Origin of the sequence: Micromonospora chalcea (assembly GCF_028768405.1) — a bacterium.
Taxonomy (GTDB): domain Bacteria; phylum Actinomycetota; class Actinomycetes; order Mycobacteriales; family Micromonosporaceae; genus Micromonospora; species Micromonospora chalcea.
On sequence record NZ_CP118233.1, the window covers coordinates 3682407 to 3698937 of the forward strand.

General features: G+C 73.8%; 9 protein-coding genes. All 9 read right to left on the reverse strand.

The features are described 5' to 3' along the window. Positions 1-11: 11 nt before the first annotated feature. Entirely contained in the window at positions 12-3473 is a 3462-nt protein-coding gene (locus PVK74_RS16030) for a phosphodiester glycosidase family protein (protein ID WP_274476713.1), read from the reverse strand. 144 nt (positions 3474-3617) lie between these two features. Next, positions 3618-5654 carry a transcription termination factor Rho gene (gene rho, locus PVK74_RS16035; RefSeq protein ID WP_274476714.1) on the reverse strand — a complete coding sequence of 679 codons (2037 nt, stop codon included), beginning with the start codon at positions 5652-5654 and terminating at the stop codon, positions 3618-3620. A gap of 338 nt (positions 5655-5992) precedes the next feature. Further along, the gene (thrB, locus tag PVK74_RS16040; RefSeq protein WP_043328630.1) at positions 5993-6895 is read right to left on the reverse strand and encodes a homoserine kinase; all 903 of its coding nucleotides are present in this window, start codon (positions 6893-6895) and stop codon (positions 5993-5995) included. Between the two features lie 64 nt (positions 6896-6959). Continuing rightward, positions 6960-8204: an MFS transporter gene (locus PVK74_RS16045; RefSeq protein WP_166457173.1), complete on the reverse strand. Its 1245-nt coding sequence runs from the start codon at positions 8202-8204 to the stop codon at positions 6960-6962. A 9-nt stretch (positions 8205-8213) separates the two neighbouring features. Then, complete coding sequence (locus PVK74_RS16050) at positions 8214-9032, reverse strand: polysaccharide deacetylase family protein (RefSeq protein WP_043328627.1); 819 nt, start codon at positions 9030-9032, stop codon at positions 8214-8216. A gap of 115 nt (positions 9033-9147) precedes the next feature. Next, positions 9148-12393: an efflux RND transporter permease subunit gene (locus PVK74_RS16055; RefSeq protein ID WP_064447845.1), complete on the reverse strand. Its 3246-nt coding sequence runs from the start codon at positions 12391-12393 to the stop codon at positions 9148-9150. 289 nt (positions 12394-12682) lie between these two features. Next, positions 12683-13732 carry a threonine synthase gene (gene thrC, locus PVK74_RS16060; RefSeq protein WP_043328624.1) on the reverse strand — a complete coding sequence of 350 codons (1050 nt, stop codon included), beginning with the start codon at positions 13730-13732 and terminating at the stop codon, positions 12683-12685. Positions 13733-13844: 112 nt separating this feature from the next. Continuing rightward, positions 13845-15149 carry a homoserine dehydrogenase gene (locus PVK74_RS16065; protein ID WP_043328623.1) on the reverse strand — a complete coding sequence of 435 codons (1305 nt, stop codon included), beginning with the start codon at positions 15147-15149 and terminating at the stop codon, positions 13845-13847. Then, positions 15146-16531 (reverse strand): diaminopimelate decarboxylase, encoded by a 1386-nt coding sequence (lysA, locus tag PVK74_RS16070; RefSeq protein WP_043328622.1) that lies wholly within the window; start codon positions 16529-16531, stop codon positions 15146-15148. The genes PVK74_RS16065 and lysA overlap by 4 nt, the downstream gene beginning before the upstream one ends.

Genomic DNA, 16531 nt, shown 5'->3' on the forward strand with positions numbered 1-16531 from the left:
CGGCCTCCGGGTCAGGCGGCGGGGGCGCGGACCGCTGCGGCCGTGGTGACAGTCGTCTCGGCCTTCACGCCGTTGACGGTCACCGCCAGCAGCACCTGCGCCCCCGGGCGCAGCGCGGTCAGCCGGCCGGTGGCCGGGTCGAACCGGGCCACGTGCCACGGCCGTACGCCCGTCGCGCCGCCGATGTGCAGGTTCGGCGAACCGGACCAGTCGGCGCTGACCGGCGCCGCCACCGGCACCTGCCGGCCGCTGGGCTGGGTGAGCGTGGCCGTGACGTCCACCGGCGAACCCTGGCGCACCTGCGCGGGCGCGGTCAGCGCGAGCCGGTCGACGTGCGCGTGCATCTCCGCGCTCACCCACGTCGGGCCCTCGGCGAGCGGGTCACGGCGGGCCCGCTCGGCCTCCCCCGGCGTCACCGGGTCCACCCCGAACTCGGTCCAGCCGGTGAACCCGCCGAGCGCGGCCGGGGTCGACGGGTCCTTGCCCGAGTTGCCGTTGATCACGTACGGCACGCCGTCCACCCGGTCGGCGTGGAACGTGCCGACGTGCCCGTTGACCATCAGCGCGCCCTTGCCGGTGCGGTGCTGGAAGTCGGCCAGCCACTGCTCGACCAGCGCCGCCTCCTTCCGGTCGCCGAGCTGGCTGGCCTTGGCCGGGCTCGGGTCGCGCGGCGGGTGGTGGAACAGCACCGCCACCGAGCCCACCGAGCGGTCGTCGGCGGCCTGGTCGAGCGTCCGGCGCAGCAGCTCCACCTGGTCGAACCCGCCGCCGCGCAGCGAGCCGGTGGCCGTGCTGAGCGTGAGGAACCGGGTGCCCCGGTGGTCGAAGACGCGCGAGGTGTCCCCGAAGACGCTGCGGAAGTTGTCGATCGGCGCGCCCATGATCTCGTGGTTGCCGGGCACGTAGTGATACGGCACCTCGCCGCCCAGCTCCTCGTCCAGGACGCGCTTGGCCAGCGCGAAGTCGGCCGGGTAGGCGGTGTCCACGAAGTCGCCGTTGATGATCAGGAAGTCCGGCCGGGCGGCGCGGACCTCGCGCAGCGTACGGCGGGCCTGGGCGACCAGGTCGCTGTCCGGGTTCGCGGCGACGAACTGGGCGTCGGAGAGCACCGCGAAGCGCCAGGGCGCCCCGTCCACTGTGCCGTCGCGCAGCACCACCCGGTCGGTGCGGTTCGGCTCCGGCGGCGCCTGCACGTCCGGCGGCACCCGGGCCACCAGGTCGTCGATCACGACCTCGCTGCGGTACTGCTTGGCCGGGTCGGTCTCGGCCACGTAGAACCGGCGCACCCGCACCGGGTACTGCACGCCCGGCGGTACGGCGAACTCGACGTACTTCCAACCGGTCCAGTCCAGGTACGGGCCGCGCAGCACGAACTGGGTGTCCTGCGCGTCGTGCAGGTGCAGGCTGGGCCACTCGCCGGTGCCGTTGGCCTTGATCCACATGCCGAACGCCTGCGGCTGGCCCGGTACGTCGATCCACGCGGGCGGGTCGGCGTACGCGGCCCGGGTGCCGGTGGACTGGCTGAAGTCGTACGACATCCGCAGCCCGCCCCCGGTGTGCCCCTCGGCCGGTGCGACCGACCCGGAGGCGCGGGCCTGGCTGAACTTCCAGGACGCCGCGTCGTCGAACCCGGCCACCGGCACGTCGGTGAGCCCGACGGTCACCGGCAGGACCGTGCTGTGGTTGCCCACCCGTGCGGTGACCAGCGCCGAGCCGGTCGCGGCGAGCGCTTTGACGGACAGGTTGCCGTCGGCGGTGGGGGTGACGGAGAGCAGGTCCCTGTCGTACTCCAGCTTCAGGTCGGCCGGCTCGATCGGCGCGGTGTTGCCCTCGGCGTCGTAGCCGACCACGCCGAACAGGCCGCTGTCACCGGCGCGGTCCAGGCCGACCCGGTCGACGGTGCCGTCGATCCGCTGCAGCGGGCCGAGCACCGTCAGCTCGATGGTGCCGCGGGCCCGGCCGCGGGCGGCGGTGACGGTGCTGCGGCCGGGGACGGCGGCCCGGAACACGCCGTCGCCGTCGACCCGTCCGTGGGTGGCGTGCCAGCGCGGCTCGCCGGCGGCCGGGCCGTACGTCTCGTCGTATCCGGCGGCGGTGAGCCGGCGGGTGAGGCCGGGGAAGACCCGGTCCGGCCGGCCGCCGCGCACCGGTGCGACACCGGGTGCGGCGGTCGGGTCGCTGGCGGTCTCCAGCCAGTAGCCGGTGAGCCGGCCGCTGCCCTTCGGCGCGTAGACGGCGAGCCCGTTCGGTACCGGCCGCTCGCTGCCGTCGGACGGGCTGTTCTCGACCTGGACCGTGGCCGCGCCCGGCTCCCGGGCGAGCAGCGTGGAGGAGCCGCCGCCGTCGAGGTTGAGCGCGTTCGCGGCGCCCAGCTCGGCCATCATGCGGCCCATCTCGGTCTGCGTGACGCCACGGCTGTCCACCTGCCGGCCGTCCACCGTCATCATGATCATCTTGCGTCCGTCGGCGGAGAAACCGACAGCGGTGCGCGGGGCCAGCGACGCGTCGGCGATGGTCTGCACCACGCCGTCGCGGACCAGCACGTTGCCGCCGCCCACGGCGGCGCGCAGGTCACCGCCGTCGGAGGCCCGCGGCCGCCAGGTCACGTCCACCGCGTCGCCGGGCCGCAGCGCGGCGAGCGCGTCGGCGCCGGCCTCGCGGCCCAGCAGCACGGTGCTGCCGGCCGGGATCGGCCCCTCGCCCGCCGTGGTGGCCACGCTCGCCACCCGGCCGCCGGTCAGCGTCACCTCGACCGTCCGGGCCGCGCCCTCCACGGCCCGCTTGCGGGTGTACGAGCCCCAGAGCGGCGTGAACACGCCCACGCCGTCGCGCTGCACCATGTTGTTGAACTGGGTCAGCGGCACCGGCCCGGTGGGCAGCGTCGCGGCGCCCTCGAAGCCGACCTCGACCACCCGGCCGATGCCCTGGGCGCTGATCCCGACGGCGTTGGGGTGCCCGGCGATCGGCGACTGCACCAGCTCGCCGGAGCGGATGCCGACGCCCTGGGCGGCGCCGGAGTTGTTGATGTCGAAGAAGTCTCCGTTGACCGCCGCGACCGCGCGGGACCGGTCCACCGCGGCGCGCAGCGGCTCGTCCTTGGTCACCTCGCCGGAGTTCACGTAGTCCACCGTCAGCCCGCCGCCCAGGTCGGCGGTGAGCGCGTCGGCGCGCAGCCAGCCGGCCGCGTCGTACCTGTCGAAGGAGGTCAGGCTCAGGCCGGGCGCGACCGGCCGGGTGCTCTTGGCGGTCTCCAGGCCGCCGGCCGGCTCCACACCGGCGAGCGCGACGGCGGGGTCGGGGCGGGACGAGGCGCGTGGCGCGTCCTCGGCGGCGGTGGCGGCGGTGGCGGCCGGCGGCGCGACGGGCGACGGCCCGGCGGCCGTCGCGGCGGACGGCGTCGGCGCGGTGATGGTCAGCAACGGCGTCAGCAGCAGGACGCCGGCGAGGCGGGCGGGTCGACTGCGGGTTCGCATGGACGACAGTCAACCCGACGATGAACAGAAGTTTCAATACCTAGCGACTTAACCGTAGGAAAACTTCACCATCGGCGGTGCCCGGTACGCGACGAGGGGCACGGCCGCGTTCGGCCGTGCCCCTCGGTCGTCGGATCCGTCAGCTCACTCGCCCGGAGTGGACTTCGCGATCTGCATCAGGAACTCGATGTTGGTGCGGGACTGCTTGAGCCGGTCCAGCAGGAGGTCGAGCGCCGCCTGCGAGTCCAGCGAGTGCAGCACCTTGCGGAGCTTGTGGATGATCGCCAGCTCCTCCGGCGCGAGCAGGACCTCCTCCTTGCGGGTGCCGGAGGGGTTGATGTCGATCGCCGGGAAGACACGCTTGTCGGCGATCTTCCGGTCCAGCTTCAGCTCGGCGTTACCCGTGCCCTTGAACTCCTCGAAGATGACCGTGTCCGCCATGGACCCGGTCTCCACCAGCGCGGTGGCGAGAATGGTCAGCGAGCCACCGTTCTCGATGTTGCGCGCCGCGCCGAGGAAGCGCTTGGGCGGGTAGAGCGCGGTGGAGTCGATACCACCCGACATGATCCGGCCGCTGGCCGGCGCCGCCAGGTTGTACGACCGGCCGAGCCGGGTCACCGAGTCGAGCAGCACGACCACGTCGTGCCCCAGCTCGACCAGGCGCTTCGCCCGCTCGATCGCCAGCTCCGCCACCGTGGTGTGGTCCTGCGGCGGACGGTCGAACGTGGCCGCGATGACCTCGCCCTTCACCGAGCGCTGCATGTCGGTGACCTCTTCGGGCCGCTCGTCGACCAGCACCACCATCAGGTGGCACTCCGGGTTGTTGCGGGTGATCGCGTTCGCGATCGCCTGCAGCACCATCGTCTTGCCGGCCTTCGGCGGCGACACGATGAGCGCCCGCTGGCCCTTGCCGATCGGCATGACCAGGTCGATCACCCGGGTGGTGAGGATGTGCGGCTCGGTCTCCAGCCGCAGGCGCTCCTGCGGGTAGAGCGGGGTGAGCTTGTAGAACTCCGGCCGGCGCTTCGCCTCGTCCGGCTCCATCCCGTTGATGGTGTCCAGCCGGACCAGCGGGTTGTACTTGTCGCGCCGCTGCTCGCCGTCCCGCGCGGCCCGCACGGCGCCGGTGATCGCGTCACCGCGGCGCAGGCCGTACTTCTTGATCTGGGACATCGAGACGTACACGTCGTTCGGGCCGGCCAGGTAGCCGGTGGTCCGGACGAAGGCGTAGTTGTCGAGCACGTCGATGATGCCGGCGACCGGGACGAGCACGTCGTCCTCGCCGACCTGCGGCTCGCGGCCGCCACCGCTGTCGCCCTCGCCCCGCTCGCCGCGGCCGCGACGACGGTCCCGGAACCGGCTGCGCCGGCCCCGCCGGCCGCCGCCCTCGCCGTCGTCGTCGCCGTCGTTGTCCCGCTCGGCGCGCTGACCACGGTCGTTGCGGTCGCCCCGGTCGTTCCGGTCGCCCCGGTCGTTCCGGTCGCCCCGGTCGTTGCGCTCGGCGCGCTCGCCCCGGTCGGCACGCTCGTTACGGTCGCCCCGCTCGGCCCGGTCACCCCGGTCGTTGCGGTCGCCGCGCTCGGCCCGGTCGCCACGCTCGGCCCGGTCGCCGCCACGCTCGGCACGCTCGCCGCCGCGCTCACGGCCCCGGCCCTCGTTGCGCTCACCGCGCTCGGCACGGTCGGTCCGCTCGCCGGTCTCGGCGGGCGCCTCCTCGGCGCGCGGCGTCTCGGCCGGCCGCGCCTCGGTCGCCGGCGTCTCGGCCGGGCGGGCCTCGGTGGTCGCGGCCGCAGTCCGGCTGCGGCGACCACGGGTACGGCCCTCGGTCGCCTCGGCGGCGGGCGCCTGCTCGGCGGGGCGCGCCTCGGCCCGCTCCTCACGGACCTCCGCGTGCACCTCCTCACGGGCGGGAGCAGCAGCCGCGGCCGCTACCTCGGCGCGCGGTCGAGGGGTTCCGGCGGCGGCGCCGCCCTGCTGCCGCTCGGTGATGGCACTGATCAGCTCGCCCTTGCGCATGCGGGCCGTACCAGAGATGCCGAGCGACGCGGCCAGGCTCTGGAGCTCCGGCAGCAGCATGGCCGACAGGCCGGTGCCGCTCCGGCGGCGGCGCGTGGGGGCGGCGGTGGTGGCATCGCCAGCGACGTTGGAAACATCCGACGTCACGTCGGTGGTGTCGCTCAATGGATTCCTTCCCTCGATAGGCCGGAGCTGCCCGGAGTCGTGGAGCCAGGTGGCCGGGCGGCCTCGGTGCACCCGCCTCGCATGGACGCGTCGCGGGAGTCTGTGACACAGCAGCCGGTGGTTTCCCGACTCACCACCATCGGTGAGCAGGTCTCGCCGCCTGCGGCGACCTGTGGAAACTGCGGTGCGGCGTGGGCCTTGGGCAGGGGTGACGGGCTGACCGCCGAGAGCTTCGGGGGTGCGCCGAACCGCAGGAAGATCGCATGCTTCGCGGCTGTGCTAGGTCTAGAGCGTAATCAACTCTTCCGACCTGCGGCAACAGGGCCCCGCTCGGCGTGTCAAAGTCTACCCCGGATGACCCGGGCACCGCTGACATCTATCGGCAACTCCCACCGGCGCCAATCTGTTCCCGGCTCAAATCCCACCGGGACCTGGGAAAGCGCCAGCACCGTCGGCCCCGCCCCACTGACCACAGCCGCCACACCAGCCGCACGCAACGCGCCGACGAGCGCCGCGGTGGCGGGCATCCCGGGCGCCCGCTGCTCCTGGTGCAGCCGGTCGACGGTGGCCGGCAGCAGCAGCGCCGGATCGGTGGTCAGCGCGTGCACCAGCAGGGCCGCCCGGCCCGCGTTGAGCGCCGCGTCGGCGTGCGGCACGGTGGCCGGCAGGGCGGCCCGGGCCACCGAGGTCAGGCCCCGCTCGGCGGGTACGAAGACGGTCGGGCGCACGGCCGGCGCCACCGGCAGCGACACCGCCCGCGCGCCGCCCGGCTCCGTCCAGGCGATCGTGAAGCCCCCGAGCAGGCAGGGCGCGACATTGTCCGGATGCCCCTCCAGCTCGGCGGCCAACCGCAGCGCGGCGTCGTCGTCCATCCGCTGCTCGCCGTCTGCAACCAGGGCGCGGGCCGCCAGCACCCCGGCCACGATCGCGGCCGAGGACGAGCCGAGCCCACGCGCCTGGGGAATGCGGTTCTCGCACTCCAGCGCCAGGCCGGCCGGCTGCGCGCCGAGCACGTCGAAGGTGGCCCGCATGGCGGTCACGATCAGGTGCCGCTCGTCCGCCGGCAGCTCACCGGCACCCTCGCCGGTCACCGCCACCCGCACGCCGCCGCCGGTCACCTCGGCCGTGACGTCGTCGTGGCGGCCCAGCGCCAGGCCGAGCGCGTCGAAGCCGGGGCCCAGGTTGGCGCTGGTCGCGGGCACCCGGACCCGGACCGGGCCGGGGAGGAAGGTCGTCGGCACCGGCTCATGCTAGGACGTCACCCCGACAGCCCGGCCGGACCGCCCGGAGCGTGGGACCGGCGTGTCAGCCGGTGCGCTCCGGGGTGGGCGCGTCGACCGGGTCGGTGAGCGAGAGCCGCCGGGTGGCGAACCGCCAGCCGAGCGCGTAGACGACGGTGACCAGGCCGCAACCGACCAGCACGGTGCGCTCGTCCACCCGGTCCACCACGAGCGCCACGACCAGCTGGCTCACCGCGATGGCGAGCGTGGCCAGCATCATGTCGGTGGCGAAGACCCGGCCGCGCAGCCGGTCCGGCACCTCGCCCTGCAACGCGTAGTTGGACAGCACCCAGTTGCTGCCGCCGCCCAGGTGTGCCAGGAAGACCAGGACCAGCACCAGCGGGAACCAGGACACCACCGACGCGCCCAGATAGGCCAGGCCGTACAGCGACATGGACAGCGCCAGACCGGTCAGCAGCCAGGCCCGGTTGCTGAGCACCCGGCGCATCAGGATCGGACCGACCAGGGCCCCGGCGCCCCGGGCCGCGAAGAGCAGGCCCGCGCCGACCGGGCCAACGCCGTACACGCCGGCGAGCAGCGGGAAGACGGTCAGCACGCCGTTGCCCAGGCCGACTGCCGACTTCACGGTGACCAGCGCGAGCACGCGCGGGCGCTGGGCGATGTAGCGCAGCGCCTCCCGGATCGCCGCCCACGTGCGCGGCACGGCCGCCGCCGGGTCGCGCGGCGCCTGCAGGGGCCGGCGGATCAGCGCGGCCAGGCCGAACGCGGCGAGCAGGCCCGCGGCGGCCACCCAGAAGCTGGCGTACGGGCCGTACGCGGCGCTCAGGATGCCGCCCAGTGAAGCGCCGACCACTGTCATGGTGCCCCAGGCCGAGCCGGCGACCGCGTTCGCCGCCGCCAGGTCCGCCGGGTCGACCACGTTGGGCAGCGCGGCCTGGGCGGCCGGCGAGTAGAACGCCTTCGCCACCGCCACCAGCGCGATCGCCGCCAGCGCCAGCCAGGCCGTGCCGGCGCCGCGCACACCGAGCAGCAGCAGGACACCGGCCAGGGCCGCGATGTTCGCCGCCATCATCACCTTGCGGCGGTCGAACCGGTCGGCCACGGTCCCGGCGTACGGCAGCAGCAACGCGGTGGTGCCGGTGTCCACGGCCAGCACCAGCGCGCCCCACACCCCGCTGCCGGTCAGCTCCGGCAGCAGCACCAGCAGCGGCACCATGACGAACCAGTCCGCGCCGAACACGACCAGCTCGGCGATGAACAGATGGCGGAAGTCGCGGTTGCGGACGAGGACGGAGAGGGTGGGCGACACGCGGGCACCCTATCGGGCCGCTCCCCCACCGGCAGCTCGGCGCAGCAGGTCGGAGACCGTGACGAAGGTGTATCCCCGGGCCCGCAACCCGTCGATCATGTCGGGCAGGCCGCGGAGCGCGACCAGCCGCCGGTCGTCGCCCACGTCGTGCCCGAGCACGATCGTGCCGGGGCGCACGTCGGCCACGATCCGCCGGGCGTGCCCGGCCGGGTCGTGCGGGAACTCGCTCTCGACCATCTGCAGCGTCCACAGCACCAGCCGGTAGTCCAGCCGGGCCGAGGCGTACAGCACCGCGCCGCCCAGATGTCCCCAGGGCGGGCGGAGCAGTCGCGGGGACGATCCGGTGGCCGCGGTGATCGCGTCGTGGCTGCGGCGCAGGTCGTCGTAGACCGTCGCGGCGTCCATCCGGGCCAGGTCGCGGTGCGCCCAGCTGTGGTTGCCGACCTCGTGGCCGTCCATCCGGTCCCGGACCAGCGGGGCGTGCCGGCGCGCCCGCTCACCGACCAGGAAGAAGGTGGCCGGCACCCGGTGTTCGGCCAGCGTGTCCAGCACCATCGGGGTCCACTGTGGGCGGGGGCCGTCGTCGAAGGTGAGCGCCACCAGGGGTTCGTCGGTGCGTACGCCCCAGACGACCTGGACCCCGCCGCGACCGACGTCCTGGTGGCGGTTGCCGAGCGTGGCGCTGGCCGGGCCGCCCGCCAGCGGGAGGCGGCGGTCGGCCACCCAGGTGCTCTCCACGGTGGCGGCGGAGCCGAGCGCGGCGCCGCCCAACAGCAGCGCGGACCGGCGCAGCACGGTACGTCGATTCCACCGGCCCGCGACCCCCATCGCGCCCCCGCACCGAAAGTAGGCATCAGCTCACCGAGCGTACCGCCGGATGCGCTTCTGGTGTGTCCCGTGCGTCGAGGTGTCGGGAGGGGCCGCGCGGGCCCCTCCCGACCCGTCACTCGGTGGGGGGAAGCGGGGAACGGCGGCTCTTGGGCAGGCGGAGCACCTCGAACTGGTCCGTACCGTCGATCAGCGCGCCCGACGGGCGGGCCGGTGGCGGCGCGACCTGAGCCCGCTCCTCGACGCGCTCCTCGCCGCCGCCGACCGGCACCGGCACCGGATCGGCCGCCGGCTCCGGCTCGACCGGCGCCGCCGCGCCCCGGCGCCGGGCCCGGAACGAGCCCTTGGTGTGCTCCACCATCGTGTAGAGCGTCGGCACCAGCACCAGCGTCAACAACGTCGAGCTGAGCAGGCCGCCGATCACCACGATCGCCAGCGGCTTGGAGATGAAGCCGCCCTCACCGGTCAGGCCGAGCGCCATCGGCAGCAACGCGAAGATCGTCGCGACGGCTGTCATCAGGATCGGCCGCAGCCGGCGCCGGCCGCCCTCCACCACGGCCTCGGTCACGTCCATGCCCTGCGCCCGGTACTGGTTGATCAGATCCAGCAGCACGATCGCGTTCGTCACCACGATGCCGACGAGCATGAGCACGCCGATCAGCGCCGGCACGCCCAGCGGCGTCCCGGTGACCAGCAGCAGCCCGATCGCCCCGGTCGCCGCGAACGGCACCGAGATCAGCAGGATCAGCGCCTGGGTGAGGCTGCGGAACGTGGCCACCATGATCAGGAAGACGATCGCGATGGCGGCCAGCACCGCGAGCCCGAGGTCCGCGAACGCGTCCGCCTGGTCGGCGCTGACGCCGCCGATCTCGTACGTGGCGCCCGGCACGTCCAGCGCGTCCAGCCGCTTCTGCAGCTCCTGCGTGGTGGCGCCGAGGTTTGAGCCGGTCGCCGTGCCGGTGACCGAGACGCTGCGCTCGCCGTCGATCCGGGTCACCTGCTGCGGGCCCTCGACCTGGTTGACGTCCGCGATCGCGTCCAGCGGCACCGCGCCGACCGGCAGCGCCCGCAGCTCCGCCACGGTCAGCGGCGGCCGGGCGCCGCTGCTCAGGACCACGGTCTGGGCCGTGCCGTCGAGCGTGACCTGGCCCAGCGGCGCACCCCGGTACACCTGCGCGACGAGCTGCCCGACGGCCGCCTCGGTGAGCCCGGCGCGGGCCGCGGCGACCCGGTCCACAGTCACCTCGACGCGGGGCACCCGCGTGGCCAGGCTGCTGGTGACGTCCTCCACGCCCGGCGTGTCGGCCATCGCGGCACGTACCGCCTCGGCCGCACGGGTCAGCGTCTCCTGGTCGGCGGCCTGCACCACCACCTCGACCTGGTTGGCCGAGGCGTTCTGCCCGCCGCCGAACGTCAGCTCGCCCACCTCCGGGCCGAGCGCGTCGAACTCCTTGCGCAGGCCCTGGCGTACCGTCGCGGCGTCGGTGTCGTCGGAGAGCGACAGCGACCAGGTGGCCCGGTCGCTGCCGCCGCCGGCGAACGGGTTGTCGCCACCACCGGCGCTGACCTGGTAGGTCTCCACCCCGGGGGTACGCCGCAGCACCTCCTCGATCCGCGCGGCGGCCCGGTCGGTGCCGGCGAGCGAGGTGCCGGCCGGCATCTCCTGCCGGATGGCGAGCGTGTCCTGGCCCGAGTCGTCCAGGAAGTTCGTCTCCAGCTTCTGTGCCAGCCCGAACGTGCCCAGGAGCACCAGCAGGCCCAGGCCGACGGTCGCCCACCGGGTCTTCCGGGAGCGGGTGGCGAAGTCGATCACCGGCAGGTACGCCCGCTGCAGCGGGTTGCGCAGCTCCTTCTCCTCGGCCTCCCGCCGGGCCGCGGCGTCGTCGGCGCCGCCGCGCGGCCGCAGGAACCAGTACGCCAGCACCGGGATGACAGTGAGCGACACCAGCAGCGAGGCGAGCAGCGCCACCGTCACGGTGATCGCGAACGGGGCGAAGAGCTGCCCGACGAAGCCGCCCACCAGGGCGATCGGCGCGAACACGGCGACAGTGGTGAGCGTGGACGCGGTCACCGCGCCGGCCACCTCGCGGACCGCGGTGAGAATCGCGTCCCGCTTCGGCTCGCCGTACTCCAGGTGCCGTTTGATGTTCTCCAGCACCACGATGGAGTCGTCCACCACCCGGCCCACCGCGATGGTCAGCGCGCCCAGGGTGAGCAGGTTGAGCGAGTAGTCGCCGGACCAGAGCACGATCAGCGCGACCAGCACCGACAGCGGGATGGACACCGCGGTGACCACCGTGGAACGCACCGACAGCAGGAACACCAGGATCACCACGACCGCCATGACCAGGCCCAGCAGGCCCTCGGTGGTCAGGCTCTCGATGGACTTCTCGACGAACGGGGCCTGGTCGAAGACCACTGTCAGCTCGGCGCCCGCGGCGTCACCCAGCTCGTCCAGCCGGTCCCGGATCTCGTGCGAGATCTCCACCGCGTTGCCGTCCGGAGCGGCCGTCACCGCGATGCCCAGGCTGGGCTTGCCGTTGGTACGGGTCAACGAGGTCGCCGGGGCGAGCTGCTGCTCCACCGCTGCGACGTCGCCGAGGCGTACCGGGGCGGCGGGCGCCGTGGTGAGCACGATGCCGCGCAGGTCGTCGAGCGTCCGGATCGGCGTTCCCACCTGCACCGGCAGCGATCGGTCGCCGTCGGCGAGCGCGCCCGCCGGCACCGCCACACCGTTGCTCTTGAGCGCCGACGCGATGGCGGTCGGCGCCACCCGGGCGGCGGCGAGCTTCGCCGGGTCCGGCGTGATCGTCACGATCTGGTCCCGGGCGCCGGTGACGTCCACCGACCGGACGCCGTCCAGCGCCTCCAGCTCCGGCACGACGGCGGTACGCAGCTTCTCGGCCAGCGCCCGCTCGTCGCCGTCACCGGTCGCGGCGACCACCACGGCGGGCAGGTCGTCGGTGCTGCCGGCGATCACCTGCGGGTCGACGCCCTCGGGCAACTGGGCGTCGATCCGGTTGAGCGCGGTCTCCATCTTGTTGACCACGTCGTCCAGGTCGGTGCCGAACTCGTACTGCACCTGGACCGTGGCCGAGCCCTCGCGCGAGGTCGAGGTGACCGTGTCCAGGCCCGGGATGCCCTTGAGGCTGTTCTCGATCGGCTCGGCGACCTGGGCTTCGACGATCTCCGGCGCGGCACCCGGGTACGTCGCCACGATGAACGCGGCGGGAAACTCCAGCGACGGCAGGAGCTGCTGCTTCAGCGACGGCACGGCGAACAGCCCGAACGCCGTCGTCACCAACGCGACGAGGGCGATCAGGCCCCGGTTGGCGAGACTGAATCTGGCGAGCAGCGACATCGGCGTTACTCACTCCTGAAGAGGGGGTTTGCGGGGCCCTGAGTCTGCCGCACGGCCCGACACTCCCGGCATCCGCCCCAGCCGATGACATCGCCGTGCTTGAGGGTCGCCCGCGCCCGCCTTGATCGACTCCACTTCGCCGAGGTGGTTGCATCACACCCACCCTGACCCCGCCATCTCCCCGAACTGGGGTCGATCAAGAGCGGGGATACCGCCACCTCCCCGAACTGGCATGGGTCGAGCGCGGAGGGCGCCGGCCGGTCCGGGAACACCGCGGGAGACGGAGGGATCAGACCAGGTCGAGGGAGCGCGCGGCGGCCAGCGCGTCGTTGGCGATCGTCACCGGCGCGGGCGCGGTCGAGATGGCCCACTCCGGGTCCTTCAGACCGTGCCCGGTGACCGTGCAGACCACCCGCGACCCGGCCGGCACCTTGCCGGCGGCGGCCTGCTGGAGCAGACCGGCGACGCTGGCCGCGCTGCCCAGCTCCACGAAGACGCCCACCTCGCGGGCCAGCAGCCGGTACGCCGACAGGATCTCCCGGTCGGTGACGGCGGAGATCAGGCCGCCGGAGGCGTCCCGCGCGTCGAGGGCCTTGGTCCAGCTCGCCGGGTTGCCGATCCGGATGGCGGTGGCGATCGTGGACGGCTCCGGCACCACCTGGCCGGTGACGATGGGGGCCGCGCCGGCGGCCTGGAAGCCGTACATCCGGGGGGCCTTCGTGGCGTTGCCGTCGCGCAGGTCCTCGGAGTAGCCCATCCAGTACGCGGTGATGTTGCCGGCGTTACCGACCGGCAGGCAGTGGATGTCGGGCGCGTCGCCGAGCGCCTCGACGATCTCGAAGGCGGCGGTCTTCTGGCCGTGCAGCCGGTCGATGTTGACGGAGTTGACCAGCGCGACCGGGTAGTCCTGGGCGAGCTTGCCGGCCAGCCCGAGGCAGTCGTCGAAGTTGCCCTGCACCTGGAGCAGCTTCGCGCCGTGCACGAGCGCCTGGGCCAGCTTGCCCAGCGCGATCTTGCCCTGCGGCACCAGCACCGCGCAGGTGATCCCGGCGCGGGCCGCGTACGCGGCGGCGGAGGCGCTGGTGTTGCCGGTGGACGCGCAGATGATCGCCTTGTCACCGGCCTCGACGGCCTTGGAGACGGCGACCGTCATGCCCCGGTCCTTGAACGAGCCGGTCGGGTTGGCCCCTTCGACCTTGAGCCAGACGTCCGCGCCGACCCGGGCGGAGAGCACCGGCGCCGGCAGCAGCGGCGTGTTGCCCTCGTGCAGGGTGACGACGGGAGTCGCGTCGGTGACCGGCAGCCGGTCCCGGTACGCCTCGATCAGTCCCCGCCACATGTCGCGCTCCTCGCCTCCGTCGCCCCGCTCCGGGGCCTGCCAACAGCGTGGACCAGCCTGCCCGGCCGGCCACCGGCACACCCTGCCTTAACCATCAGGCGGGACGCGCCGGTTACGCGCCGCCCTCCACCCGCAGCACGCTCGTCACCGAGCGGACGATGTCCAGTCCGCGCAGCTCACGGACGGTGGCCGCGAGCGCGGCGTCGGGCGCGACGTGGGTGACGATAACCAGTTCCGCGTCGCCGCCGGCCGGGCCCTGCCGCACCGTGGCGATGGACACCTCGTGCCGGGCGAAGACCCCCGCCACCCCGGCCAGCACACCCGGGCGGTCGGCCACGTCGAGGCTGATGTGGTAGCGGGTGAGCGCCTCGCCCATCGGCCGCACCGACAGGTCGGCGTACGCCGACTCGCTCGCCGCGCGTACCCCGGCGAGACGGTTGCGGGCCACCGCCACCACGTCGCCGAGCACCGCGCTGGCGGTGGGCGCGCCACCGGCGCCCCGGCCGTAGAACATGAGCTGCCCGGCCGCGTCGGCCTCGACGAACACCGCGTTGAACGCGTCGCCGACGCTCGCGAGCGGGTGGGTCAGCGGGATCATCGCCGGGTGCACCCGGACGTTCACCGTCTCCCGGCCCTCCGGGTCGACGCCCCGGGCGGCGATACAGAGCAGCTTGATCGTGCAGCCCATGGCCTTGGCGCTGGCCACGTCGGCGGCGGTCACCTCGGTGATGCCCTCGCGGTGCACGTCGGCGGCGGTCACCCGGGTGTGGAACGCCAGCGAGGCGAGGATGGCGGCCTTGGCGGCGGCGTCGAAGCCCTCCACGTCGGCCGTCGGGTCCGCCTCGGCGTACCCCAGCTCGGTGGCCTCCTCCAGCGCCTCGGCGAAGCCGGCGCCGGTGGCGTCCATGGCGGAGAGGATGAAGTTGGTAGTGCCGTTCACGATGCCGGTGACCCGGGTGATCCGGTCACCGTGCAGCGACTCGCGCAGCGGGCGCAGCAGCGGGATCGCCCCGGCGACGCTCGCCTCGTAGTAGAGGTCGGCGCCGCCCTCGGCGGCGGCGTCGTGCAGCGTCGCGCCGTCCTCGGCGAGCAGCGCCTTGTTGGCGGTGACCACGCTCTTGCCCGCGCGCAGCGCCTCGACGAGCCAGCCGCGGGCCGGCTCGATGCCGCCGACCACCTCGACCACCACGTCCACGTCGTCGCGTTTGATCAGCCCGAGCGCGTCGGTGGTGAACAGCGCCGGGTCGACCGGCAGGTCGCCGCGGTCACGGCCGAGCCGGCGTACGGCGATCCCGGCGATCTCCAGCGGGGCGCCGATCCGGGCGGCGAGGTCGGCCGACTGCTCGTGCAGCAGTCGGACCACGTCGCTACCGACCGTGCCACAGCCGAGCAGCGCCAAGCGAACCGGTGAGGTCATCCCACATCCAATGCCAGCAGGTCGTCTTCGGTCTCCCGGCGGACGATCAGCCGCGCCCGACCGTCACGGACGGCGACGACCGGGGGCCGCGGGACATGGTTGTAGTTGCTGGCCATGCTCCGGCAGTACGCCCCGGTGCCGGGCACCGCAACAAGATCTCCGGGCTGCACGTCGGCGGGCAGAAATTCATCCTTCACCACGATGTCCCCGGACTCACAATGCTTTCCCACCACGCGGGCGAGCATCGGCTGCGCCGTCGACGTGCGGTTCGCCATCGTGGCCGAGTACGAGGCGTCGTAGAGCGCGGTACGGATGTTGTCGCTCATCCCCCCGTCCACGCTCACGTAGGTGCGCAGGCCGTCCACGTCCTTCACGGTCCCGGCCTGGTAGAGCGTGAACACGGCCGGGCCGACGATCGCGCGGCCCGGCTCGACCGACAGGTGCGGCACGGCGAGGTTCTCCGCCGCGCACTCCCCGTCGACGATCTTGCGCAGGCGCTTCGCCAGGTCGTGCGGCGACGCCGGGTCGTCCTGGGTGGTGTACGCGATGCCGAAGCCGCCACCCAGGTCCAGCTCGGGCAGCTCCACGCCGCGGGCGTCGCGGATCTGCGACTGGAGCGCGAGCACCCGGCGGGCGGACACCTCGAAGCCGCTGGCGTCGAAGATCTGCGAGCCGATGTGCGAGTGCAGGCCGCGCAGCTCCAGCACGTCCTCGTCGAGGATCTTGAACGCGGCCGCCGCGGCGGCGCCGCCGGCGAGCGAGAAGCCGAACTTCTGGTCCTCGTGCGCGGTGGCGATGAACTCGTGGGTGTGCGCCTCCACGCCGACGGTGACCCGGACCAGCACCTTCGGGCGTACCCCGCGCTCGCGGGCCAGCTCGGAGAGCCGGTCGATCTCGGTGAACGAGTCGACGATGATCCGCCCCACCCCGGCGTCGACCGCCCGGGTCAGCTCGGCGACCGACTTGTTGTTGCCGTGGAAGCCGATCCGCTCCGCCGGCATCCCGGCCGACAGCGCGGTGGCCAGCTCACCGCCGGTGCAGACGTCGAGGAACAGGCCCTCCTCGGCGATCATCCGGACCACCGCGCGGCACAGGAAGGCCTTGCCGGCATAGTAGACGTCCGCGTCCGGGAAGGCCGCGCGGAACTCGCGGCAGCGCTCGCGCAGGTCGTCCTCGTCCAGCACGTACGCCGGGGTGCCGTACTCGGCGGCCAGGTCGCGGACGTCCAGGCCCGCGACGGTCAGCGCGCCGGCCGGGCCGCGCACCACGTTGCGCGGCCACAGCTGCGGCACCAGGGCGTTGACGTCGACCGGGGTACGCAGCCAGGCCGGCCCCCGGCTGCCGATCTCGCCGTGCAGCGCTCCTGCCTCATGCGCCCGCAT